Origin of the sequence: Brevibacterium sp. GP-SGM9 (genome assembly GCF_047300845.1) — a bacterium.
Lineage (GTDB): Bacteria > Actinomycetota > Actinomycetes > Actinomycetales > Brevibacteriaceae > Brevibacterium.
The window spans coordinates 2215010-2238582 of the sequence record NZ_CP178563.1 but is presented as its reverse complement, the minus strand read 5'-3'; the positions used below and the strand labels follow the sequence as shown (position 1 = coordinate 2238582).

The 23573-nt window shown below is 63.3% G+C and carries 22 protein-coding genes; 10 read left to right on the top strand and 12 right to left on the bottom strand.

The genetic code is table 11. The features are described from left to right. Positions 1–31 precede the first annotated feature (31 nt). Entirely contained in the window at positions 32–529 is a 498-nt protein-coding gene (locus ACH82I_RS10110; protein ID WP_413332310.1) for an SRPBCC family protein, read from the bottom strand. Between the two features lies 1 nt (position 530). After that, a complete protein-coding gene (locus tag ACH82I_RS10105) occupies positions 531–941 on the bottom strand; it encodes an ArsR/SmtB family transcription factor (RefSeq protein ID WP_230745393.1) in 411 nt (136 codons plus the stop codon). A 231-nt stretch (positions 942–1172) separates the two neighbouring features. Here ACH82I_RS10105 and ACH82I_RS10100 point away from each other — a divergent pair, with 231 nt between their 5' ends. Beyond that, the gene (locus ACH82I_RS10100) at positions 1173–2024 is read left to right on the top strand and encodes a fumarylacetoacetate hydrolase family protein (protein WP_413332308.1); all 852 of its coding nucleotides are present in this window, start codon (positions 1173–1175) and stop codon (positions 2022–2024) included. Between the two features lie 147 nt (positions 2025–2171). Here ACH82I_RS10100 and ACH82I_RS10095 read toward each other — a convergent pair whose 3' ends face one another. Continuing rightward, the gene (locus ACH82I_RS10095) at positions 2172–2324 is read right to left on the bottom strand and encodes a hypothetical protein (RefSeq protein WP_413332305.1); all 153 of its coding nucleotides are present in this window, start codon (positions 2322–2324) and stop codon (positions 2172–2174) included. Positions 2325–2619: 295 nt separating this feature from the next. Here ACH82I_RS10095 and ACH82I_RS10090 point away from each other — a divergent pair, with 295 nt between their 5' ends. From ACH82I_RS10090 to ACH82I_RS10060, 7 genes are all read left to right on the top strand, one after another. Continuing rightward, positions 2620–3891 (top strand): CaiB/BaiF CoA transferase family protein, encoded by a 1272-nt coding sequence (locus ACH82I_RS10090; RefSeq protein WP_413332303.1) that lies wholly within the window; start codon positions 2620–2622, stop codon positions 3889–3891. Between the two features lie 173 nt (positions 3892–4064). Then, entirely contained in the window at positions 4065–5018 is a 954-nt protein-coding gene (locus ACH82I_RS10085; RefSeq protein ID WP_413332301.1) for a hydroxymethylglutaryl-CoA lyase, read from the top strand. Further along, positions 5015–6349 (top strand): CaiB/BaiF CoA transferase family protein, encoded by a 1335-nt coding sequence (locus tag ACH82I_RS10080; RefSeq protein WP_413332299.1) that lies wholly within the window; start codon positions 5015–5017, stop codon positions 6347–6349. Before ACH82I_RS10085 ends, ACH82I_RS10080 begins: the two co-directional genes overlap by 4 nt. 163 nt (positions 6350–6512) lie before the next feature. Continuing rightward, positions 6513–7577, top strand: a complete 1065-nt coding sequence (locus ACH82I_RS10075) for a tripartite tricarboxylate transporter substrate binding protein (protein ID WP_413332297.1) — start codon at positions 6513–6515, stop codon at positions 7575–7577. Next, the gene (locus ACH82I_RS10070; protein WP_230745385.1) at positions 7574–8113 is read left to right on the top strand and encodes a tripartite tricarboxylate transporter TctB family protein; all 540 of its coding nucleotides are present in this window, start codon (positions 7574–7576) and stop codon (positions 8111–8113) included. Before ACH82I_RS10075 ends, ACH82I_RS10070 begins: the two co-directional genes overlap by 4 nt. A gap of 9 nt (positions 8114–8122) precedes the next feature. After that, positions 8123–9637 carry a tripartite tricarboxylate transporter permease gene (locus tag ACH82I_RS10065; protein ID WP_413332295.1) on the top strand — a complete coding sequence of 505 codons (1515 nt, stop codon included), beginning with the start codon at positions 8123–8125 and terminating at the stop codon, positions 9635–9637. Further along, positions 9634–10344 carry a helix-turn-helix domain-containing protein gene (locus tag ACH82I_RS10060; protein ID WP_413332293.1) on the top strand — a complete coding sequence of 237 codons (711 nt, stop codon included), beginning with the start codon at positions 9634–9636 and terminating at the stop codon, positions 10342–10344. Before ACH82I_RS10065 ends, ACH82I_RS10060 begins: the two co-directional genes overlap by 4 nt. A gap of 263 nt (positions 10345–10607) precedes the next feature. On the opposite strand, the gene ACH82I_RS10055 is transcribed toward ACH82I_RS10060, so the two are convergent. Together ACH82I_RS10055 and ACH82I_RS10050 are read right to left on the bottom strand one after the other, a co-directional pair. After that, positions 10608–11303, bottom strand: a complete 696-nt coding sequence (locus ACH82I_RS10055) for an SRPBCC family protein (protein ID WP_413332291.1) — start codon at positions 11301–11303, stop codon at positions 10608–10610. Then, a complete protein-coding gene (locus tag ACH82I_RS10050) occupies positions 11300–11746 on the bottom strand; it encodes an ArsR/SmtB family transcription factor (protein WP_413332289.1) in 447 nt (148 codons plus the stop codon). The genes ACH82I_RS10055 and ACH82I_RS10050 overlap by 4 nt, the downstream gene beginning before the upstream one ends. A gap of 270 nt (positions 11747–12016) precedes the next feature. Between ACH82I_RS10050 and ACH82I_RS10045 the strand changes: the two genes are divergently transcribed. Next, on the top strand, positions 12017–14098 hold the full coding sequence (locus ACH82I_RS10045) for a hydantoinase/oxoprolinase family protein (RefSeq protein WP_413332287.1): 2082 nt from the start codon (positions 12017–12019) through the stop codon (positions 14096–14098). After that, the gene (locus ACH82I_RS10040; protein WP_413332285.1) at positions 14095–15915 is read left to right on the top strand and encodes a hydantoinase B/oxoprolinase family protein; all 1821 of its coding nucleotides are present in this window, start codon (positions 14095–14097) and stop codon (positions 15913–15915) included. Before ACH82I_RS10045 ends, ACH82I_RS10040 begins: the two co-directional genes overlap by 4 nt. 99 nt (positions 15916–16014) lie before the next feature. Here ACH82I_RS10040 and ACH82I_RS10035 read toward each other — a convergent pair whose 3' ends face one another. The 7 genes from ACH82I_RS10035 to ACH82I_RS10005 form a co-directional block, all read right to left on the bottom strand. Beyond that, positions 16015–16704: a FadR/GntR family transcriptional regulator gene (locus ACH82I_RS10035; protein WP_230745373.1), complete on the bottom strand. Its 690-nt coding sequence runs from the start codon at positions 16702–16704 to the stop codon at positions 16015–16017. 299 nt (positions 16705–17003) lie between these two features. Continuing rightward, positions 17004–17861: an HpcH/HpaI aldolase/citrate lyase family protein gene (locus ACH82I_RS10030; protein ID WP_230745372.1), complete on the bottom strand. Its 858-nt coding sequence runs from the start codon at positions 17859–17861 to the stop codon at positions 17004–17006. Next, complete coding sequence (locus ACH82I_RS10025) at positions 17854–19227, bottom strand: MmgE/PrpD family protein (protein ID WP_413332283.1); 1374 nt, start codon at positions 19225–19227, stop codon at positions 17854–17856. The genes ACH82I_RS10030 and ACH82I_RS10025 overlap by 8 nt, the downstream gene beginning before the upstream one ends. Before the next feature lie 14 nt (positions 19228–19241). Next, complete coding sequence (locus ACH82I_RS10020; protein ID WP_230745370.1) at positions 19242–20396, bottom strand: acyl-CoA dehydrogenase family protein; 1155 nt, start codon at positions 20394–20396, stop codon at positions 19242–19244. Positions 20397–20400: 4 nt separating this feature from the next. Beyond that, a complete protein-coding gene (locus ACH82I_RS10015; protein WP_413332280.1) occupies positions 20401–21564 on the bottom strand; it encodes a CaiB/BaiF CoA transferase family protein in 1164 nt (387 codons plus the stop codon). 69 nt (positions 21565–21633) lie between these two features. Next, entirely contained in the window at positions 21634–22161 is a 528-nt protein-coding gene (locus ACH82I_RS10010; RefSeq protein WP_230745368.1) for a MaoC family dehydratase, read from the bottom strand. A gap of 79 nt (positions 22162–22240) precedes the next feature. Beyond that, positions 22241–23530 (bottom strand): MFS transporter, encoded by a 1290-nt coding sequence (locus tag ACH82I_RS10005; RefSeq protein ID WP_230745366.1) that lies wholly within the window; start codon positions 23528–23530, stop codon positions 22241–22243. Positions 23531–23573 lie beyond the last annotated feature (43 nt).

The following is a 23573-nucleotide window of genomic DNA, read 5'->3' as shown; positions in this document are numbered from 1 at the left end:
GAGGTATCTGAGGTGGAAGCAGACTGCCCGATCAGCCCTCGGCCAGCAGTCGATCGAGCTTGTTGTAGCCCTCGACGATGCCGTGCTCCATGCCCGAGGCGACCATGCCGTCGCGGGATTCGATCGAGTCGAAGATCGAAGTGGAGCTCAGTCGGGTCCGTCCGTCGCCGAGATCGATGAGGGTGAGGATCTCGAGGTTCACGGCATCCGGGAAGCCTTCGAAGGTGAAGGTCTGGACGATGCGTTCGTTTTCCCGGACCTCGTGGAATGATCCGAAGAAGCCGTACTCGCCGGAGCCGTCCGTCGAGACGTAGCTCCAGTTTCCGCCGGTCTTCGGGTTCCACTGACGGATCGTGTTCGTGATCGTGTCCGGCCCGCACCATCTGACGAAGAGCTCCGGATCGATATGCGCTCGGAACACCTTGTCCGGGGTGCCATTGAAGTCGCGCGTGATCGACACGGTCTGAACGTCGGCGGGGACGTCGAGCTTGAGGGTCGAATAGTCGGCGGTGGTGTCGGTGGTGGTCATGTCATGCTCCCTTGCGTGATGTGCGTGCTGTCTTCTGTGCTTCGGATCCCGGCGCCGAGGCGGCTGCCGGGTTCGGGGTGTTCGTATCCTCGTCCGCGTCCATCGATTCCAGGACCGCGTCGAGGCGTCGGTAGCGTTCCTCTGCCTGCTGTCGGTATCTCTCGATCCATTTCGTCATCAGATCGAACACATTGTCTTCGAGGTGAACCGGTCTGCGCTGGGCTTCGCGGGTGCGAGTGACCAGTCCCGAATCCTCGAGCACCTTGAGATGTTTCGATACGGCCTGCAGGCTCACCTCGTACGGTTCGGCGAGCTCGTTGACCGTGGCGTCGGCGACGCTGAGCCTCGCGACCATGTCCCGACGGGTGGGGTCGGACAGGGCGGCGAAGACCTTGGAAAGCTGGTCGGCCAAAGATCCTCCTCGTATTCAACTATATGGTTGATTGAAATCCTAAGCCCGCACAGGAGGGTAAGTCAACCATCTGGTTGAATAAAGTTTTCGACGATGTGCCGCGTGATTCGGGTGGTCCTGGTCGACAAAATACATGTCCAATTCTTGAACAGTTCCAACTTAGTATGCGAGACATCGTTAGCGTAGACCGTGGCCACAGTGAGGTGGCCGCACTCGAAAGAGAGGAACCCTATGGAACTGCTGCGATTGGGACCGATCGGCCACGAGATCCCGGTGGCCCGCGAAGGCGGCGTCGACTACGACCTGCGCCCGGTGACCCTGGACATCGACTCCGACTTCTTCGCTGCGAACGGCATCGATCGAGTCCGCTCTGCGCTCGATGCCGGGGAGCTCGAGCCGCTCGTCGGTGCTGATGATCTGCGCGTCGGTGCGCCGCTGGCCAGGCCCTCAGCGGTGATCTGCGTGGGCATGAACTATGCGGCGCATGCCCGGGAAGCCGGGGCCGAACCGCCCGAGCGCCCCGTGATCTTCTTCAAGATGCCCTCGACGATCAGCGGCCCCACCGATCCGATCGAGCTGCCGCCGTACGCGACGAAGGCCGACTGGGAGGTCGAGCTGGGAGTCGTCATCGGCTCACGGACCTTCCGGGTCGACTCTGCGGAGGAGGCATATTCGCATGTCGCGGGCTATGTGCTGGCGAATGATCTGTCCGAGCGCAGACTCCAGATCGAGGAGTCCGGCGGCCAATGGTCGAAGGGCAAGAACCTGCCCGGCTTCACGCCGCTGGGTCCGTGGATCAGGCCCGCCGCCGAGGTGGACCCCGGGTCCCTGCGTCTGCGCAGCTGGGTCAATGGCGAGGTTCGCCAGGATTCCTCGACGAGCGACCTCATCTTCGATGTCGGGGAGATCATCGTCCAACTCAGTCAGGCGATGGCCTTCGAGCCGGGCGATGTGATCCTCACCGGGACACCGCAGGGCGTGGCCATGTCGGGCAAATATCCCTACCTTGCTGACGGTGATGTCGTCGAACTCGAGATCGAAGGCCTCGGCCGCCACCGCCAGGTCGTGACCGTCACCGACTGAGTTGAGGTTGGTCGTTGACCGGGGTGGTGCCCGCCGCAGAATGACCGATGCGGATTCGATGACGGGCAATATCCCGAGACGGAACGAGGGGTGGCGCACCCGAACGGTGCGCCACCCCTCATTGCTCAAACGTGGCCGGTGAGTCGATCAGCGCTGCTGGTCGAAGCCGCCTTGGCCCTGCTGGCCCTGAGCCTGCTGACCGGGAGCACCCTGCTGTCCGCCGGGTCCGTCCTGCTGTGCATTGAAGTCGTTCTGACCGTTCTGGTTGTTGCCGTCGAAATCGTTGGATCCCGTGTTCAACTCCTGTTCGGTGACGATGCGCCGCGATCTGCGACCTGCTTGCCAGTCTTGGACACCGGAACTCAGAGGACAACAGCTGGCAAGGGCAATTGCGTGGAGTTCGCTCAAGTCTCGGGCGCTGTTCACCCGGGCCGTGTGATCTGAGTATGCGGATGTCCGGGACTGCAGGTCCGAGACCTGGCACCATGGGACTACCGACCCGGCCGACCACGACCACGGTGTGCCCGCGAAAGTCGCGTACCTCGCGACCCTCGTGAACCCCGCGCACCGCTGCCGCACGATTAGGAGCATCGACATGACCAGGCGCCGACTTCCCCTCACCGGTGTGCGAGTCCTCGAACTCGGCAATTACATCGCCGCCCCCACCGCGGGCCGGATGCTCGCCGACTTCGGCGCCGAGGTGATCAAGGTCGAACGCCCCGACACCGGCGACGAACTGCGCAACTGGCGGCTCAAGGCCGGCACCACCTCGATGCTCTATCGCACGATCAACCGCAACAAGAAGTCCGTCGTCCTCGACCTGCGCTCCGACGAGGGCAGGAAGGCCGCCCTCGAACTCGTCCGCCGCTCCGACATCGTCCTCGAGAACTTCCGGCCCGGCACGCTCGAGAAGTGGGGGCTGGGCCCCGACGTCCTCGAGGAGGCCAACCCCGACCTCGTGTTCGTCCGCATCTCCGCATTCGGCCAGACCGGTCCGATGTCCGAGCGCCCCGGATTCGCCGCCGTCGCCGAAGGCTACTCCGGTTTCCGCGAGCTCGTCGGCGACCCCGACCGCCCACCCGTGCGCGTGGGCATCTCCATCGGCGACTCGATCGCCGGCATGCAGGCCGCCTTCGGCGCCGTGATGATGCTCTTCGACCGCCAACGACAGAAGATCGCCGGAGCCGCCGAGGCGGTCGTCGGCTCCGATCACAGCTTCGAAGGCGAGGGCCCGCTGTCCGAGCGCACCGTCGACGTGGCGCTGAACGAGGCGATGTTCTCCGTGATGGAATCCCTCGTCCCCGACTATTCGGCCTTCGGCGAGATCCGCACCCGCACAGGCGGACGGATGGAGGGCATCGCCCCCTCGAACGGGTACCTCTGCGCCGGCGGCAGATCCGTCGTCATCGCCGGCAACGGCGACGGCATCTTCACCCGACTGATGACAGCGATCGACCGAAACGACCTCGCCGAGGACCCCGACCTGCAGGCGAACGCCGGCAGGTGGAATCGGCGCGAAGAACTCGACGAGGCGATCGGAGACTGGTGCGCCGACCGCGAGGTCGAGGATGTCGTCGCCGCCCTCGAGGCGGCCGGTGTTCCCGCCGGCCCGATCTACACTGCCGAAGATCTCGTCGCCGACGAGCAGCTGAACTCCCGCGGAATGATCCAGAACCTCGATGTCTCCACCGGCGAAGAGATCCTCGACGACGTCGCCTTCCCCGGCATCACCCCCGTCATCGGCGGTCAGTCCCTGCCGATCGACCACCTCGGCCCGGACCTCGGCGAGCACACCGAGGAGGTGCTTAACTGGCTCGGGCTCGGCAGGGCGGCCTCCGGCGAATCGTCCGAGGAGGACGAGACCTGAACATGCTGTCCTGTTAAACGGGAACATGAGTAGGCAAAAGCTCGCGCGCTCTCACATAGCGAGCACTTTGTATACCGCTCCGCGAGCGGAATGTGGTAACTATGGACTCATCGTGCAGTGCAGCACGGTGAAACGCACTTCCCGATGACCGGGATGTCACCTCAAGGAGTCCCATGGTTCGGCCATCCAGAGTCCACATCCTCGACACCACCCTGCGCGACGGGCTGCAGATCGAGAAGGCCATCGTGCCCACGGATGCCAAGGTCGCCCTGGCCGAAAGACTCATCGCCGCGGGCCTGACCGAACTCGAGATCGGATCCTTCGTCAACCCGAAGAAGGTCCCGCAGATGGCCGACACCGACGAGGTGTTGCGGAGGCTCCAGCCCTATGAGGCCGAGGGTGTCGAATTCTTCACCCTCGTCTTCAATCTCAAGGGCGCCGAGCGTGCCGTCGACGCAGGGGCGAAGAACATCAAACTCGTCCTCTCCGCCTCCGAAGGGCACTCGCAGGCGAACTCCGACGCCCCGATCGCCCAGGCCAGCGAACGACTACTCCTCGCTGCCGAATACGCCCGTGACCAGGGGCTGCGCTTCGACATCTCCACGGCGGTCAGCTTTATCTGCCCCTTCGACGGCATCACCGAAGCCGATCACCTCGTCGAGGTCCTCCGCCCCTTCGTCGACGCCGGCGCCCACGGCATCGGAGTCGCCGACACCATCGGCAACGCCAACCCCTCGCTGGTGCGCAGGAACACCTCGGCGGTGCTCGAGGCCTTCCCCGGCAAACCGGTCAACCTCCACCTGCACGACACATACAACTTCGGCATGGCCAACGTCATCGCCGCCCTCGACCTCGGGATCGCGAACTTCGACGCGGCCATGGGCGGACTCGGCGGCTGCCCCTTCGCCCCGGGGGCTGCCGGCAACATCGGCACCGACGACCTCGTCCACCTCCTCCACCGCGAGGGCGTGGCCACCGGCGTCGACGTGGCAGCGCTGACCGAGGTGCGCGAACCCCTGATCGCGGCCGTCGGCCACGACCTGACCTCGAGCCTGTCCGACATCCCCGCGACCCCGGCCGTCTTCGACGACCGCTTCGCCCCCACCTCGGCGAGCGGGACGCCATGAGCGCGCACCCGGGGGCCACCGGCGCCGAGGCGGATGCCGGCTCCACGTCGAACCCCACCGAACCGCTGCCGCTCGAGGGTATCCGCGTCATCGAGTTCTCCCATATGGTCATGGGCCCGAGCTGCGGGATGATCCTCGCCGACCTCGGCGCCGAGGTGATCAAGGTCGAACCCCGCGGAGCCGGCGACAAGACCCGCTATCTTCCCGGGTCCGGCTCGGGCCTGTTCCCCGCCTTCAACCGCAACAAACTCAGCGTCCAGCTCGACATCGCCGAGGCGGACGACCGGGACACGGTCCTGCAGCTCATCGATTCCGCCGACGTCCTCCTCGAGAACTTCCGAGTCGGGAAGATGGAGTCGATGGGCTTTGGGTACGAGGAGCTCTCGACTCGGAACCCGGGCCTCATCTACTGCTCGCTCAAGGGCTTCCTGTCCGGGCCCTACGGACAGCGCACCGCTCTCGACGAGGTGGTGCAGATGCTCGGCGGACTGGCCTACATGACCGGCCCGCCCGGCCAACCCCTGCGTGCCGGGGCCAGCGTCAACGACATCATGGGCGGCATGTTCGGCGTCATCGGCATCCAATCGGCCCTGCGCGTGCGCGAGCAGACCGGGCACGGTCAGCTCATCAACTCCGCCCTGTTCGAGAACAACGCCTTCCTCGTCGGCACCCATATGGCCCAAGCCCAGCTCAGCGACGAACCGCTGCGACCGATGCCGACGAGGCGGGCGACCTGGGCCGTCTACGACATCTTCCGCGACGCCGAGGACAACCAGGTCTTCGTCGCTGCCGTCAGCGACGGACAATGGCGCGACCTCTGCGACGAGTTCGGACTCACCGGACTCGCCGCCGACTCCGCGCTCGAGACGAACCAGGGGCGGGTCGATCAGCGAGAGCGCATCCACGCCGAACTCCAGACCGCCCTGTCGCGACTGAGCCTGAGCGAGATCGAGGACAAGTGCACCCGCCGCGGACTGCCCGTCGCCCCGGTGAATACCCCGGCCGACCTCACCACCGATGCCCACCTCGTGGCCTCGGGAGCACTGGCATCGACCGGGCTGCCCACCGGCGAAAGCGTCGACGTGCCGCTGCTGCCCCTGACCTTCGACGGCCGGAGGCTGGGGCTGCGCAGCGGAGTCCCCGAACCCGGTCGCCACAACGCCCATTACCGGGACGGCCCGAGCGTTCCGAACGGCCCGCCGGACGAGGGCTCCGAGACGGTGGGGGACTGGGGCAGGCCTGGCGACGGGAGCGACACGGTCGGTGCGGTCGCCGAACTGCCGCCGGATACTCTCGACCACCTCGGCGACGAACGGACGCAGTCGCAGTAGACGAGCCACCCACCCACAGTGCCGGCAGCACCAACGCAGGCACACACCAGCACCGAAGCACCGCACCACCGCAGGCACCACCGAAGCACAGCAGCACCCGAACAATCACTACCCGAACAATCAGCACGGCACAGGCGAATAAGGAGAAGCAATGCGATCAACGATGATCACACGCACAGCTCGGACCACCTCGGCGATGGGCGAGGCGCCACCGAGGTCACCGCGGCGAGCCCGGTCGGCCGCGAAGGTCGGCGCGGTCCTCGCGGCCGTGGCCCTCGTGGCCACGGCCTGCGGCAACAAGGCCCAGGCGCCCGGGGAGGGCGGGGACTACCCGAAGGGACCCGTCACGGTCACCGCCCCGGCCGAACCCGGATCGGGCTGGGACACGACCGCCCGCGCCCTCGTCGAAGCCCTGCAGAAGGAGGACATCGTCTCCACCCCGCTGCCCGTGCAGAACCGCCCCGGCGGCACCGGCTGCTCGTGGATCACCTCGATGATGCAGCAGGAGAAGGGCAAGGACGATCAGATCGCCATCACCTCCCTGGCCAGCCAGACGATGAAGGCCCGCGGCCTGTGCAAATACGGCCCGCAGGACACCACTCTCATCGCCACCCTCTACGTCGAGGACTTCATGGTCGTGACCCCCGACGGCGGCGACTTCGGCAACCTCGAGGACCTGGTCAAGGCACTCAAGGACGATCCGCAGAAGGTCACCGTCGCCGCGGCCGGCGATGACACCCTGCCCTTCGCGCTCTTCGCCAAGGAAGCCGGAGTCGACCCGTCCGACATCAACTTCGTCAACTACGACGGCGGCGGCGAACAGACCACGGCCATGCTCAACGGAGACGCGAAGGTCGCGATCGCCGGGATGAGCGAATTCCGATCCGTCCTCGAATCCGGGGACATCAAACCGCTGGTCACCTTCGCCGAGAAGCCGCTCGCCGCGCCCTACGACGATGTGCCCACGGCCAAGGACTCCGGCTACGACGTGACCCTGGGCAACTGGCGCGGAGTGTTCGGTCCTGCCGATATGCCGGACGAGGCCGTCGACTACTGGGCCAAGACGCTTGAAGACATGAGCGGCTCGCAGACCTGGCAGGACACGCTGAAGAAGAACCAGTGGGCGACCGAATTCCGCACCGGCGAGGACGCCCAGTCCTATGTCGACGACGCCGCGGCCACCGTTGAGGAAGGCGTGAAGGAAACCGATCTGGGCAGCGGCGAATGAGAATCCTGCGCGGCGACGTCATCACCGGTGCCGTCATCACGATCGTCGGCCTCGTCTACTACATCGCGACATTCTCGATCCGGGAGACGAGCGATATCGTCACCCCGCGTACCTTCCCTGCGATCGTCGGCGTGGCACTCATCGTGCTCGGCCTCTTCCTCGCCGGCCAGGCGCTGTACAAGGGGCGCAAGGCCGCCGAGGCGGGGGACCGGGACGGTGCGGCCGCCTCGGCGGGGGATGCCTCTGATGATTCCTCCTCCGCGGGCACCGCCGCCGGGGTCGTCCTCGACGCTCCGGAGGACCCGCCGTCGAAGAAGGTGGTCATCCAGTTCGCGCTCTTCTTCGTCTACCTGGCGATCCTCATCCCGGTCGGGTTCCTCCTCTCCACCGCAGCCTTCCTCATGGCTCTGACCAGCATCTATGCGCCTGCGAAGTGGATCCGCAATCTCACCTTCTCCGTCCTCTTCGCAGTGATCATCTACGTCGCATTCGTCTACGGGCTGGCGGTCTACCTGCCCGTCGGGATCCTCGGGTAGGGGGCTGGCATGAACACACTCGTCGATCTAGGCGGCGGCTTCGTCTCCGCCCTCGAACCGGCCAGCCTCGCCTTCGCCCTCCTCGGCGTGCTGCTGGGCACCGTCGTCGGGGTCCTGCCGGGCATCGGGCCGATCTCCGCGATCGCGATCCTCATCCCGGTCTCCTTCGGCATGGAGCCGGTGCACGGTCTGATCCTGCTCTGCGGCATCTATTACGGGTCGATGTACGGCGGTTCGATCACCGCCACGCTCATCAAAACCCCTGGTGAGGTCGCCAGTGCGGTGACTGCCATCGAAGGCTACGAGATGGCCCGCCGAGGTCGTGGCAAGGCCGCGCTCGCGACCGCAGCGATCGGCTCCTTCCTCGCCGGCACCCTGGCCATCGTGGGCCTGACCTTCCTGTCCCCGGTGCTCGTCAAGCTCGCCAACGTCTTCGGAGCCACCGAGTACTTCCTGCTCATGGCCACGGCCCTGCTGCTGGCCTCGACGATGTCGGCGGGATCGCGGGCGAAGGCGCTCATCTCGATCTTCATCGGACTGGCCGTCGGCCTCGTCGGCCTCGACTTCCAGACCGGACTGCCCCGCCAGACCTTCGGCATCGACCTGCTCTCCGACGGCATCGATTTCACGATCTTCGCCATGGCGCTCTTCGCGATCCCCGAGGCGATCCGCAACCTCGCGCTCGGTCGCGGGGCGAAGGAGGAGATCCAGAGCTTCGGTGACGACAAGTGGATGACGAAGCAGGACTGGCAGCGCTCTGCCATGCCCTGGGCGCGTGGTTCGGTGCTCGGCTTCATCATCGGCATCCTGCCCGGAGTCGGTCCCTCGCTGGCCTCGTTCATGTCCTACATCATGGAGAAGCGGGTCTCTAAGCGGAAGGAGGAATTCGGCCACGGAGCCATCGAAGGTGTGGCCGGACCGGAGGCAGCGAACAACGCCGGAGTCGGCGGGGCGATGATTCCGCTGTTCAGCCTCGGCATCCCGGGATCGGCGACGACGGCGCTGCTGCTCTTCGTCTTCACGATGTACGGACTGCAGCCGGGACCGCTGATCTTCCGCGACGAGACGGGCCTGATCTGGACGATCATCGCGAGCATGTACATCGGCAACGTGGCGCTGATCATTCTCAACCTGCCGTTGGTCGGCGTGTTCGTCAAACTCCTCAAACTGCCCAAGGAGATCCTGTTCTCCGCGATCCTCGTCCTCGTCGTCATCGGCGCCTACGCGATCCAGTTCAGCCTCTTCGGACTCATGCTGCTCGGCATCTTCGGGATCATCGGCTACCTCATGGAGAAGGGCGGAATCCCGCTCGCCCCCTCCATCCTGGCCTTGGTGCTCGTGCCCCTGCTCGAGGACAACTTCCGCCGCATGCTCCAGATCTCGGGAGGCTCGTTCATGCCGCTGATCACCCGGCCGGTGTCGCTGTCGATCATCACCCTCATGGTCCTCGGCATCGTCGGTCCGATCATCTTCCGCTGGTGGGTTCGCCGCCGTGCACTGCTCGCGGATGTGAGCGTGGCATGAAGGCGCGATCGGAGGCCGAGATGACCGATGGCGCGGCCAAGGAGATCGGGGTCATCGACCGCAGTGCCGCAATCCTCGCGGCCCTGCAGGACACCCCGATGACCGCCGCCGAGGTGTGCCGCCGTCTCGGGTACTCCAAGTCGACGACCTACCGACTGCTGGCAGATCTGCGGGCCCACCGGTTCATCGTCCGCGACTCCTCCGGACTGCTGCGCCTGGGGCCCTTCCCGGGCAGGCGGAGCATCGCGACGACGAACTCGGTGCTCGAGCACCTGCGGACGCTGACGAGCGAATCGGTGCAGCTGTGGGTGCGCGTCGGTGAGGACCGAGTGTGCGTGCGCAATGTCGAAGCCGACCACGAACTGCGGGTCTCCCGCGGGGTCGGCACCGTGCTGCCCCTCGTCGACGGCGGATCGGCGGCGCTGGCGCTGTGCGGCCCCGGCAACCCCGCCGAGTTCTACGCGACGAAGCAGGCACGGGTGGTCGGGACCGCCTCGGCGAGTGTCGCCTTTACAGCGGGAGGGACCGTGCTCGCCCTCTGCGTGTCCTACCCGCTGACACGCGAGCCGGACAATGTGGGCGGTGCCTATCGCGGCCTGCTGGCGCAGGCGGCCGGGGAGCTCAAAGGGCTGCTCGACGGCAGCGAGGAACTCAGCGTGCTCCGCGACATCGCCCGCTTGGCACTCGGCGCCCGCCGCGCGGAATGAGGGGTGGGCGTTTGGGGTGCAGGCGTTCGTAGCGCTGGCGACCCTTGGGCGGACGTAACGGACCGATCCGGTGCAGACGTTTCGGAGCGCCAGTAGCCCTTGGGTGGACGTAATGGACTGATCCTGTGGTGGGTGGACCCTTTGGGCCGATCTGCCGCGAAGAGATCGGCCCATTTCGTCCTCTCACGCCGGGCACTTCTGCCCATTTCGTCCTCCTAAGGCGGGCGGTTCTGCAGGTCCCGTCCGCCTCGAGCCTCGCTGAACTACTCGGCCGGGGGCAGACCGAGGTAGAAGCCGGTGGTGCGCTCGGCGGCGGCCATCGCTTCGGCCTCCGGGGTGCCCGCGGTGACTGAGGCCTCGCCCCAGCGCGTGCTGGAGTCGCGGACGAACTGCTGGGCGAGGTCGATGGTGACGAAGTGGTTCTCGTCTGCCGGGCGACCGGTGCCCGCCACGAGGTGGAAGGCGAGGCCGAGCAGGGACAGGTCCCAGCCGACGCCGGTGGCGCCGGGACCGAACTGGGTCCAGAACTCCGCGCCGGCTTCACCGGTGTGGGAGTGTTCGATCGTCAGTCGGGACTCAGCGCCGTCCTCGGCGAGGCGGACCGTGACGAGGCTGGTGCCGCCGCCGAATTCCCAGGTGATCGTGTAGGAGGTGAGCGGTTCGCACTCTTCCACGGTGCCCGAGGCGTTGCCCTCGATGGCATAGCGGCCGCCGAGTTCGAGGTCTCCGCTGACCGGGGCGAACCAGCGCTCCAGTCGGGCCGGGTCGGTGCAGGCCTCCCAGAGGTCGGCGAGCGTGGTCGGATAGGTCTGACTGATCGACTGAACCGTGTGCTGGGTGCCGGCATCGATGTCGATGCTCAGCTCGCGGTCGACGGTGTCAGCCTGTGCAGCGAGGATCTCGGCTTCGGCTGGGGTGAGCGGCTCGGATGGCTTGCTGGGATCGGATGGGGCGGTCATGACTTCTCCTCTGCATCGGTGAGGGCGGTGTCGGTGTCATCGCGGTTGGTGCCGGCGGAGGCTACGGTGCTGCCGGAAGCTGCGGTGCTCTCGGCAGGGTTGTCGTGGTCTGGCTCATTGCGTCGCCGACGTTTGCCCCGGGTGATCTCGGTCGAGAGGGCGTCGAGTCGTGGGGCCCAGAAGCGGCGGAAGGGATCGATCCATTCGTCGACGTCGCGCAGGGGAGCGGGTTCGAGGGCGTAGAGACGCCGCGTGCCCTGGGCTCGGCGACTGGCGAATCCGGACTCGCGGAGGACCTTGAGGTGTTGGGAGACGGCTGGTTGGCTGATGGCGAATTCCTCGCCGACGGCATCGACGATCTCACCGGCGGTCATCTCACCAGAGGTCAGCAGCTCGAGAATCCGTCGGCGAATGGGATCCCCGAGCACGTCGAATGCGTGCATATGTTGAGTATAAGCAGAGGAGAATATAAGTCAATGGTGAAATTATGATGTCCTGGGTGAAGACGGTATCGAGCTCAACCTCCCTTCTGTAGCCGTAAACATCAGTTGTTTATCTGGAAATATGTTTTTCAAGTGCCGAGCGGGCGCTAATATCCGCAATATTGACGTCTAGCCGCGCTTAAAGATCTGAGGTATATTCGCATTTGTGATGCGAAGCACAAAGCAGTGCTCGTATCGCAGTACATTGCCCCAACTTCTGAATGGACCCTCATGAAGCGACTCGGAGTTGACGTCGGCGGAACTTTCACTGACTTAGTTCTATGGGACGACGACGGCACGATCACAGTCCACAAGACCCCTTCAACCAACGATGATCCGTCTGTTGGGACCATGAACGGCGTCGCCGCTCTCGCGCAGAAGGCAGATATCTCGCCCGAAAGCGTCGACATGTTCTTTCACGGTACGACCGTGGCAACGAACATCGTCCTCGAGCACAACGGCGACGACGTGGGCCTGATTACCACGGATGGATTTCGCGACCTGCTTCATATTGCTCGAAAGAAGCGTCCTCTGAACTATTCGAACTATCAGGAGCTTCCCTGGCAGAAATGGCAGCTCGTGCCCCGGAGGAACAGGCGAACAGTTCCAGAGCGAATCGATGCTTCCGGCTCCATCCTGACGCCGTTGGACGAGACCGCAGTCCGGCGAGAAGTGCAGCTGCTTCGAGAACGCGGAGTTGCGGCCGTGGCAGTCGCATTTCTGCACGCGTACAGAAACCCTGTTCATGAGCAGAGAGTCAAAGAGATCCTCAAAGAGGAATTCCCGGAAGCATTCATCTCGCTGTCGAGCGAAGTCGCCAGTCAGTATCGGGAGTACGAACGATTTTCGACCACTGCCCTCAACGCCTTCGTCGGGCCGAAGACATCGAACTATATTGCGAGACTCGTCGACAAGGCGAGCCACGCTGATGTGAGCGATGATGTTCATCTTATGACCTCCGCAGGCGGCCTCGTGACTGCGCGCAGCGCTCGCGAGACTCCGGTGTCGCTCCTCACCAGCGGCGTGGTGGCAGGCCTCATCGGAGGTTGTGCAATCGGAGCGGCCTCCGGGTACCCGAGTGTGATCACCCTTGACGTTGGTGGAACCTCTGCCGACGTCGGCGTAGCTCCAGATGGCCGCTTGCGGATGAAGCATCTGCTGGACACCCGAATCGGGGACTATCACGCAATGGTCCCCATGGCAGAAGTCGACACCATCGGTGCAGGCGGAGGTTCTATCGCCTCGATCGACGAGGGTGGGATGTTCCGAGTCGGACCGCGAAGCGCCGGCGCGATTCCCGGCCCGGCCTGTTTCGGCAATGGCGGCACAGAACCGACCTCCACAGATGCAATGGTTGTGCTCGGATGGCTGCGGGAGAAGAGCTTCCTGTCTGGCACAATGACCGTCAATCCCAGCCTGGCTGAAGAAGCTGTGCAAGAACACATCGCGCAACCGCTCAAGACCAGTCTGGAGAAAGCCGCGATGGGAATCTTCACGGTGCTCGCACACTCAATGACAGAAGCCATCAGCCTTCATTCGGTGAGAAAGGGCTACGATCCCCGCGCCTTCTCCTTGGTAGCTGAGGGAGGAGCCGGCCCGCTCTTCGCCTGGCATATTGCCAAGCAGTTGGACATTCCAAGAATCATCATTCCCAACCACCCAGGCATCACCTCGGCGGTTGGCCTGCTCGCTACAGACATTCGATACGAAGTTCCGACAACAGCTTGGACTTCATCCGACGACCCTGACCTCGAGCTGCTTGGCCGTGAACTGACGCGTCTGTCAGAGCAGGCAGTCGAACAGCTCAAAGACGACGGAATTCCAGACGAACAGATCAGTCTTGAACGCAGCGTCGACTGCCGATATGTCGGGCAGGGATACGAATTGAGAGTCCAAGCGCCCGACGGCGAAATCAACGGGGGATGGGTGGAAAGCGTTTCTCAGGCCTTCCACGAACTTCACGGGAGGATGTACTCACAGCGATTCGATGACAAACCAGTCCAGCTCGTCAACGTCAGAGTGACAGGTATCGGGGCGGTCCCACAGATCAAGCTTCCCGAGATCGCCAAAGGCGGTGCCGACGCGTCTTCTGCACTCGTCACGACGACTCGAACTCTTATGTGGACCGACGACGCCGGAGACCCGGAATGGATCGACACTCCGGTGTATTCGAGGGAACTGCTCAAAGCTGGGAACGTCTTCGACGGTCCTGCCATCGTCGAACAATTCGACTCCACATCAATCGTCGGCATCGGCCAACATGCCAAAGTCGATGAACTCGGACACATCATCATCGAAAGGAGCAAGTCATGAGCAAGGCAATGATGCCGAAGACTGGAGTATCACTTGCACCGGAGGCAAACCGGACATGGAATTCGGTTGAAGTCGATCCGATCACTCTGCGAGTGATCGGTGGGGCACTCGATTCCATGGCCAAGGAAATGGCTCAAGTGCTCTATAGAATGGCCTACTCCAGTCTGATCAGAGAGTCCGAAGACCTGGGAGCCGGAATCTTCGATGTCAATGGCCGCGAGCTCTGCGAATCGGACTCGACTCCCATGCACTGCGGATCGATTCCCGCATACATCAAGGGCGTCAACCGCAGACTCGCCGGCACATACAAACCCGGAGACGTGATTCTGCACAACCATCCCTACCACGGAGCCGCGCACTCGCCGGACTACGGAGTCATCATCCCGATCTTCTGGAAGGACGAGCACATCGGATTCGCTGGATGCACCGGTCATGTCTCGGACATCGGCGGAAACTTCCCAGGGCTGTGCATGGACGTGGTCGACGTCTGGGCAGAGGGCAAACTCATGGACTCGATGAAGATCTACGATGGCGGAGTGCGGAACGACGCTCTCATCCAGCACATCCTCGACAATGTTCGGACTCCCGAACAGAACCGAGGAGATCTGGAAGCTCTCGTGTCCTGCGCCAGGATCGGTGAGATGAGATTCCTCGAACTTCTCGAAGCCCACGGCTTCGACACCGTCATGAGCGCCAGCGACACGTGGATGGATTACTCCGAGAACATGCTTCGGAATAGGATTCGTGAGCTGCCCGATGGTAGCTACGAGGCGCCGATCGGTTACCTCGATGACGATGGGAAGAATCGTGGGGTACCGCTCAAAGTCGCCGTCCGCGTCGACATCAGCGGCGATGAGGTGCTCATCGATCTCACCGGCTCCAACGAGCAGGTGCCAACTGCTTTCAACGTGCCGTTCGAGGGGTCGGTTCTTCCTGTGGCGGTCAGTGCGATCCGAACGATTCTCCTGGATGAGGAGACGACCCCCGAATATGTTCCGCAGAACGACGGCTGTTTCAGGCCGGTGAAGGCGTATGCCCCTGAAGGCACGATCTTCAACCCGGACTTTCCTGCGTCGTGTTTCGCACGCTTTTCTCAAGTCAATCGTGTCTTTGATTCCATCAATCTGGCGTTGGCTCCGGTACTCCCGGACCACGCAATCGCAGGTTCATCGTCAGCGCTGTGCGCCATCGCCTATTCGGGAGTTGCCGAGGATGGGGAGAGCTACTGGGTCTATATCGAAATCAACGAAGGATCATACGGCGGTCGCAACGGGCGAGATGGCATGGACGCAGTGGATGCCCTTATGGCGAACACGAGGAACAACCCGATCGAAGAACTCGAGCTCAATCATGCGATGCGTGCTGAGCGCTATGAGCTGCGTGACGAATCTCCTGCACCAGGACGCTGGCGTGGAGGCATCGGCAGCGTGAGGCGTTGGCTGATGATGACCGATACATTCCTTGGGTCCGAGGCCGATAACAGGAGCGATGCGCCAGCTGGTGCGCTCGGCGGAGCCGATGGGGTTTCCGGATCCTTCGTACGCAACCCGGGTACCGATCGCGAAGAGGTTCTCTACTCCAAGGTCACCCAGGAGGTCGTACGTGCCGGCGATACGCTGGAGATTCGGATGCCGTCAGGGGGAGGCTTCGGCGATCCGTTCGAGAGAGATCCGTTCGCGGTGCTCCACGACGTGTGGGATGAATACCTCACCGCGGAAGAAGCCGCTCGGGACTACGGGGTTGCCGTCGACACAGAACGCTGGGTCGTTGATGACGCGGCGACGGCTTCCCTGAGAGCTGAGGCACGCGCAAGCTGATCCATTGAATGTGACCTCCTCGGTAGGGTCGGCTTGATCGGCATGATCAGTCAGCCATTCCCGAGGAGGTCATTTCTGCGATCGACCCTAATAGAACTTCTACAGTCCGCGGCTGCGATAGTACTCCGAGACGGTATCGAGGTGACGACGCATGAGCGCCATTGCGTCCATTGAGTCGCGACGGACGATCGCGTCGAAGAGCGCCGAATGATCGTGGCTGACGCTGGTGCCGATATTCGCAGCAGCATTCGACTCACCGACGATGTTCTGCAATGCATTGAATAGCGGAATCGTGACAATTTCAAGCAAGGTGTTGTGCGCAGCTTCGACGATCTGCTGGTGGAAGGTCGAGTGGCTCGAGAACGATGACTCCTCACTCCGCAGGCTCGGGTCCGAGTTCCTCAGCTTCACCAGATCCTCGTCGGTTCGCCGAGAGGCCGCGTATCCCGCGGCCGGAACCTCGGTGATATGCCGGATCTCCATGAGATCGTCAATGGAGATCGACTCGGCAGAGGCAAGCAGCGTGACACCGACTTCTAGTTGTGAACCGAGATGACCCACGGTGGGCATCGTGACGAATGAGCCGCCGTTCACTCCGCGTACGCTCTTGACAAGATGCTCGCTCGAGAGAGTCCTCAGGGCTTCTCGGATCGTACTCTGCCCAACCGCGTAAGTCTCGCGAAGTTCCGCATCCGAGGGCAGACGTGAACCGGGAGCGAGCGTCCCGTCGAGGATCTGGCGCCGCAGCTTCTCTGCAACCACTGAATAGGCGGTTCTTGATTCGACCATGTCAGACTCCGGCGATCTCGAGGCCGTGCATCGCCTGCTTCAGCGGACGGCCGAGGGTGTGGGAACTGCTGCCGGGCACGGCGGCAATCAGTGAGAAGTCGATAATGCGCTGACCCAAGCTGCCCTACTCCTCTGCGTATTCGCCCGTGTAGTCGGCTGCCACGGGCGATGCCGACTACCTGTCATGCCATCGTAATGCGAATCCGGCTCTGACCCTCACACCTCGACCTCGAGCGCGCAATGTGACCGTCGGACCATTCGGCTTCCTGCAGAACAGTTCCCAGCCGGATGCTTGGGTCTCAAGAGGCGAGGCGGAGAAGCATCTCGGCCCGCCGAATTACAACCTCGTCGATGAGCTCACCGTCAAGGGCGAATGCACCAACGGAGTGGGAATGCGCTCCGCGGACCACCGCTCGCGCCCACTCGAGTTCACCGGAGGTCGGAGCGAATGCGCGGCGGATAAGTGGGACCTGACGGGGATGGATTGCGAGCTTCCCATCGAACCCGTAGGCAGCTGCAGTGCTCGCCGCTCCCGCAAGCCCGGATTCGTCGGTGATGGCGACATGGGCCGAGTCGATGGCAGCGATGTCGAAGGATCGGGCCGCGAAGAGCAGCCTGGTCCGCGCGAACGCCAGGAGATCATCGAAGGCGGATTCGGCACCGGGTAGGGCGCGCGAGCGGAGGTCAAGCTGCAGGTCTGCCGACCCGAGGGCTAATGCTTGCACACACGGAACGGCCGCGATCGATTCAACCCCGGACACCCCCTTGGCGGTCTCGACGAGAGCAATAACCTGAAAGTCCGACAGCAAATCAAGCGGCTGGTCCTCCTCGGTCATGGGCAGCATGATGGTTCTGACTCCGAGTTCGCGCACGAGCGCAAGATCGGCAGCGAAGTCCGCTGTGGCGAAGCCGTTGATGCGGATGCAGGTCTGCTCCACGTCAAGATCGGCCGTGCGCAGAGTCTGTCTCGCCCGTTCCTTGTCAGCGGCGCGCACCGCATCCTCGAGATCGATGATCACGAGATCTGCCGAGGCGGCAGCCTTGGCGAAGCGGTCCGGTCGGTCCGCAGGGACGAACAGCCAACCGGGGCCCCGCGTGCTGATAGGAGTCGCGAGGTTCGACCCGTCGGTCCCGGAGGGATCGGGGGACTCATCCATTGAACGCTCCGATGAGCACCGCCGCAGCAGTATCGGAGGACGAGTCGGTGATCGCGGACCGGATCTCCGCGGCCTGCTGAGCGCCGAGCACAGGCACCACGCATTCGTCGAACTTCGCTTTGACCTCGTCGTTGCTCAGCGGACGTGATTCATGGCCCCTGTTGACCAGCTCTGCCTCGTGCAGAATGGCACCACCCTTGAGGGCGACGGTCAGGTCACCTGAGAAGGCCTTCGGGTAGAGGCTGGCCTCATCGTGTTCGACCGTGACAAGAGCGGCTGCCGTGAGAACATCCTCCTCGCTGCGTGCCGATTCGTCGAGCTCGGCGAAGGTGATCCTCCCGTGTTTGAGCGCCGCCGCTGTCAGGAACGGCAGGCTGAACTTCGCATCGTATTCGCTGCGTGGCCGCAGCTTGTCCTCGATTGGTTCGCACACGACCTTTGCTGGCACATCGTGGATCTTTGCCGTGATTGATTCGATCTGCTCGAAGTCGAATGCAGGATCCTCTCGCAGTCGCGTCGCGATGTCGATGAACGAATGGGTGAAATGACAGGTCGGAAACGGTTTGACCGCGACATTCTCGACCTCCCAGACCTCGCCGAGGTTGGTGAAGAGATCTGCGCTCGGCGCGGAGCGGTCCTGGAGATGGGTGCGGTAGAGACCGAACCGTCCTTCGTAGATCTCGGTCGGCCCCTCGAATCCTGCCGCGGCAAGACTGGCGGCGTGCAGTCCGGCGTTGGCGGCCCAGCCCGGGTGGAGTCGTTTCGTCGGTGCTCCCTCATCGAGAAACTGCAGGATGCCCGAGGAGAACGATCCGGCGATGCCTTGAGCGGAGACGAGCTGGTCGGCGGTCAGGCCGGAGAGTCTGCCGACACCGATAGCCGAACCGAAGGCACCGAGGACGCCAGTCGGGTGGAAGCCCTTGTCATGGAACTGGCCGTCGACGGCCATCCCCAGGCGAGCGTTGACCTCGATCGCGAGAATATACCCGACGAGCAGATCGCCGAGGCTGACGGACGTGCTGCCGGCGGCGGCGCTGATGACCGCGGCCAGCGACGAGGCGCTCACATGCGACACTGCGGCGATATGCGTATCGTCGAAATCGTGGCCATGGATCATCAAGCCGTTGGCGATGGCGGCCCCCGACTTCGAGAGAGTCTGGGAGCGCCCGATGACGGGAACGTCGCCGGGATCAAGTGATGCCAGGCCCTTCATGGCCACCTCGGCGAAGTCCGTGTGGCTGGCGGCGATGCCGACGCCGATCGAATCGAGCAATAGGTGGCGGGCACGCACTTGGACCTTCTCCGGTATGTCCTCGAGCCCGATCTGGGTGGCGGCGGAGGCGATGGTCTGGGAAATGCTGGTCATGAGTTCTCCCGAGTTCAGATCTTGGTTCGGCCGCTGAAGATGGATTTGGCAATCACCGTGTTGAGGATGTCGTTCGTTCCCTCACCGATACTCATCAGCGGAGCATCACGGTAGAGTCGTTCGATCTCATATTCCTTTGAATATCCGTAGCCGCCGTGGATCGACATGGCTTCGATGGCGGACTCGAGAGCCACCTCCGAGCAGAAGACCTTGGCCATCCCGGTTTCTCCGTCCGCGCGACCCTGGAGGAGGGACTGCGCCGACCAGTACATCAGCTGGCGTGCGGCCTGCACCCGCGTGGCCATCCGCCCGACGCGGAGCTGAATGGCTTGGAACTCTGAGATCGGCTGCCCGAACGATTCGCGCTCTTGGGCGTAGGACACGGATTCTTCAAGCGCCCGCTGTGCGATGCCGACGGAGCGGCCCGCAATATTCACCCGGCCCCATTGCAGAGCCGAGAGCACCTGCTGCATGCCGCGCCCCTCGACGCCGCCGAGGAGGGCGGACTCGGGGACCTCGCAGTTCTCGAAGACGATCTCACAGCTCTCCGGTCCCTTGTAGCCGAGCTTCTCGATGTCCTTGGTGACTTCGAATCCCGAAGTGCCGGCTTCGACGAGCAGAATGCTCATGCCTTTGTGCGCCGGAGTGGTCGTCGTGTCGGTCTTGACGAGAACCGGGAGCGGATCGGCATGTCGGGCGTTCGTGATCCACATCTTCGCGCCGTTGATGAGGTACCCGCCTTCGACCCTTTTCGCCGTGGTCTTGATGCCCTGGAGGTCCGTTCCGGCGTCCGGTTCGGTGAGCGCGAGGGCCGTGCGACGTGAGCCCGAGGCCAGGTCGGAGAGGTATGTGGCCCTCTGATCGTCGGTGCCGTGCTCGGCGATCATCTTTGCTGCCATGGTGTGGCTGCCGAGAACGCCGGCGATCCCCATCCAGCCGCGCGCCAGTTCCTCGAAGACGATTCCGAACGAGACGGGATCGATGCCCAGTCCATCGTGATCCTCGGGGATCGTCAGTCCGAAGAGCCCCATCTCCTTGAGCCCGTCGACGATGGCGCTGGGGTATTCGCCCGTGGCTTCCATCTCGCGGGCGACGGGGATGATCTCCCGGTCGACGAACGTGCGCAGTGACTTCTTGAAATCATTCTGCTCTTCGCTGAGTTCGAACATCGTCTCAGGCTCCTTTACTTGTGGTGTTCAGGCCGAGCTCAGCGAGAAGCTCAGCGCGGTGTTCATCGATCTGGGGTGCCGCCCGGTGGGAGTCGAGGCGGGCTCCGACACGAGGTGCAGTGGCTATGTTGCGGATCGTTCCCCACCGGCCATGGTCGGTATCGAAGACGAGGCCGCGTTCCTCGACGAGTGGATCGTCGAGGGCCTCTGCCACGCTCTTCACCTTCGCCACCGGCACCCCGGCGGATTCAAGCAGGCTCACCCACTCCTCGGCGGAACGCTGCAGAAATGCCTCGTCGAGGAGAGGCAGAAGTCTGTCCTTGTTCGCGATTCTTCGTTCGAAATCGGAGAATTCTTCGGCATTCAGCCGCTCGTCCCCGATCACGTCGACCAGGCGGCGATAGAACTTCTCCTTGGCGCAGCCGACGGTCAGCCAGCCGTCGGCTGCCTCGAACGCTTGGAAGGGAACGAGTGAGGGATGAGAAGACTTCGGTGTTCGGCGCGGTTCGAAACCTTCGTTGAGATGCCAGTTGCCCACGTAGCTGAGCATTGACACGGCGGTGTCGAAGAGACTGAGATCGCAGTCGGTTCCCACACCGTCACGGCGCGCGGCGTGAACAGCGGCAAGCATGGAGATCGCTGCGACCAATCCGCCGCTGAAATCGACGAGGGAGAGGCCGGACTTCGTCGGTGGCCCGTCCGGTTCACCGGTGATGTCCATCCATCCCGCGGCGGCCTGCAGCATGTAGTCATAGCCGGGCCGTCTGGCGGCTGCGCCCTGGCTGCCGTACCCGGAGAGTGTGCAGCAGACGATCTGCGGGTTGATGCTGCTCAGGTCGTCGTACGTGATGCCGAGCTTGGCGGGAACGTCTCCGCGCAGATTCGAATACACGACATCCGCCGTAGCGACGAGGCGGTCGAAGACGGCCCGGTCTTCGTCATCCTTGAGGCTCAGTGCGATGCTGCGTTTGTTGCGATTGAACGATTCGTAGAAAAGGGAGTCCTCACCTTCGCGGTAGGGCGGAACGTAGCGTCCGATGTCCCCTCCCGTATTCGGGTCCTCGATCTTGATGACGTCTGCGCCGAGGTCGGCGAGGTGCATCGAACCCCAGGGGCCGGCGCCGTACTGTTCGACGGCGATGATGCGGATGTCCTCGAGCGGCTTCATGTGTTCTGCTCCTTTGCTCGCTGCTGGTCGGCGGGGATTCGTCGTTGAGTGAGTGCTCTCATGGTCGACTCAGTTGTAGTCGAGGACGGAGTCGGAGGACTCGGGAAAATAACCCTGCCCGATTCCGCTGTCGCGGGTGGCCACCATGACCGAACGCTTCCAGGTCACGACGGTCGTACCGTCCTGGTTGAGACCGCGGGTGGTCATGGAGATGATTCCTGCGTATTCGCGTGACTTCGACCGGCGGGCATCGGTGCACACACTCTCGGCATAGAGGGTGTCCCCGACGTAGACCGGATGGCGGAAGGCGATATCGGTGAAGGCCAGATTCGAAATCGCGTTCTGGCTCATGTCATACACCGTCAGGCCGAGCACCAGGGCTACGGTGAGCCCCGAGTTGACGATGACTTTGCCGTCGGTGATCGGGTTCTGCGCGGCGAAGTGGTCGTTGAAGTGGTTCTGATTCGTATTCATCGTCAGATTCGTCAGCCAGACGTTGTCCGCTTCGGTGATGGTGCGGCCGAATGGATGCTGGTAGACGTCTCCGACGACGTAGTCATCGAAGAAGCGGCCGATGGTCGCGTCATGGGTGCTCATGTGGGTGTGACTCCTTGTCCGGGTGGTGCGGTTCTGTGGGTAGGGCGGACGACGGCCGACTTGCCGTGCTGACGTGTTTTCAGGCGATCTCTTCGAGGCTGCGCCCGCGGGTCTCGACGGGTATCGCGAAGACGACGACGATCATGCAGATGGCCATGGCGCAGACAAAGCCGATGGGTCCGAAGATTCCGAATGCGACGAACAATCCGGACATGACGAACGGCACGACGATCGAGGCACCCCGTGCGAAGGTGTAGGAGATGCCGGTCCCGCGCAGCCGATAGCGGGTTGGGTAGAGCTCGGGCATGTAGGAGTAGAGCACGAACGTGACGAGCGTGTAGATCGCCGTGACGAGCAGAATGCCGATGATGACGATCATGATGATCGACTGCGCCGATGCATATGCAAGCCCGAGCGGAATGACGATGATGGAGAAGGCCACGATGGCTGTGCGGCGGTTGAGTCTATTGATGAGCAGGAGGCAGACGAGTCCACCTCCTGGTGCGCCGAGAGCCATCGCTGTCGTGTAGGCGAGAGAATGGGAGACGTCGATGCCCTGTTCGACGAAGAACGTCGGCATCCAGGAGATGAAGCCGTAGACGAACATGTTGACACCGACTGCGACTACCGTGCCGAGCACTGCCAACTGCCAGAAGGGACGTTTGTCAGTGTCCCTCGACTCGGTCGCTGTGGTGACAGATGCGGGCGGATTGTCTTCCAGAGTGGTTTGCGAAAGCCTCTCGAACCGCTCGACGATAGCCTGCGCTTCGTTCATTCTGCCCTTGACGACCAGCCATCGAGGCGACTCGGGGCATCGCGTCCTGGCGATCCAGACGATGACAGCCAGTACGGCACCGATGACGAACATCCACCGCCACCCGAAGCTGGAGATCACCACTGCTCCGATCGCGGAGGCGAAGAGCAGTCCGGAGTTTACGAGGATGCCGAGCATGGCCGTCCAGCGGCCTCTGCTGCGCGGGGGTACGAACTCGCCGAGGATGGCCGCGGCAAGCACGAGTTCGGCTCCGAGACCGATCCCCATGATGAATCGGGTACCGACGAGGAACTCGAAAGTCGGTGCCAGGGCCGCTGCGAATCCGGCAACAGCGAATATCAGCAGATTGATCTGATAGCTCATTCGGCGACCGAACTTGTCTCCGACGAAACCCGCTGTCGCTGCACCGAGGAGCATGCCGAAGAAGGTCATTGACATGAAGACGGCGACTTCATGAACTCCGGCGAAGCCGGTCGACACCAGGGCTGCCGAGACTCCGGCGGCAACATAGATGTCATAAGCGTCGATCATTGCGCCGGCACCGATGTAGGCGAAGAGTTTTCTGTGCTCTCTGTTCGGTGTGAGCGCGTCCATACGCGCTCCGATCTTCATTTCTTCAGCAGTGGTGTCCACGGAC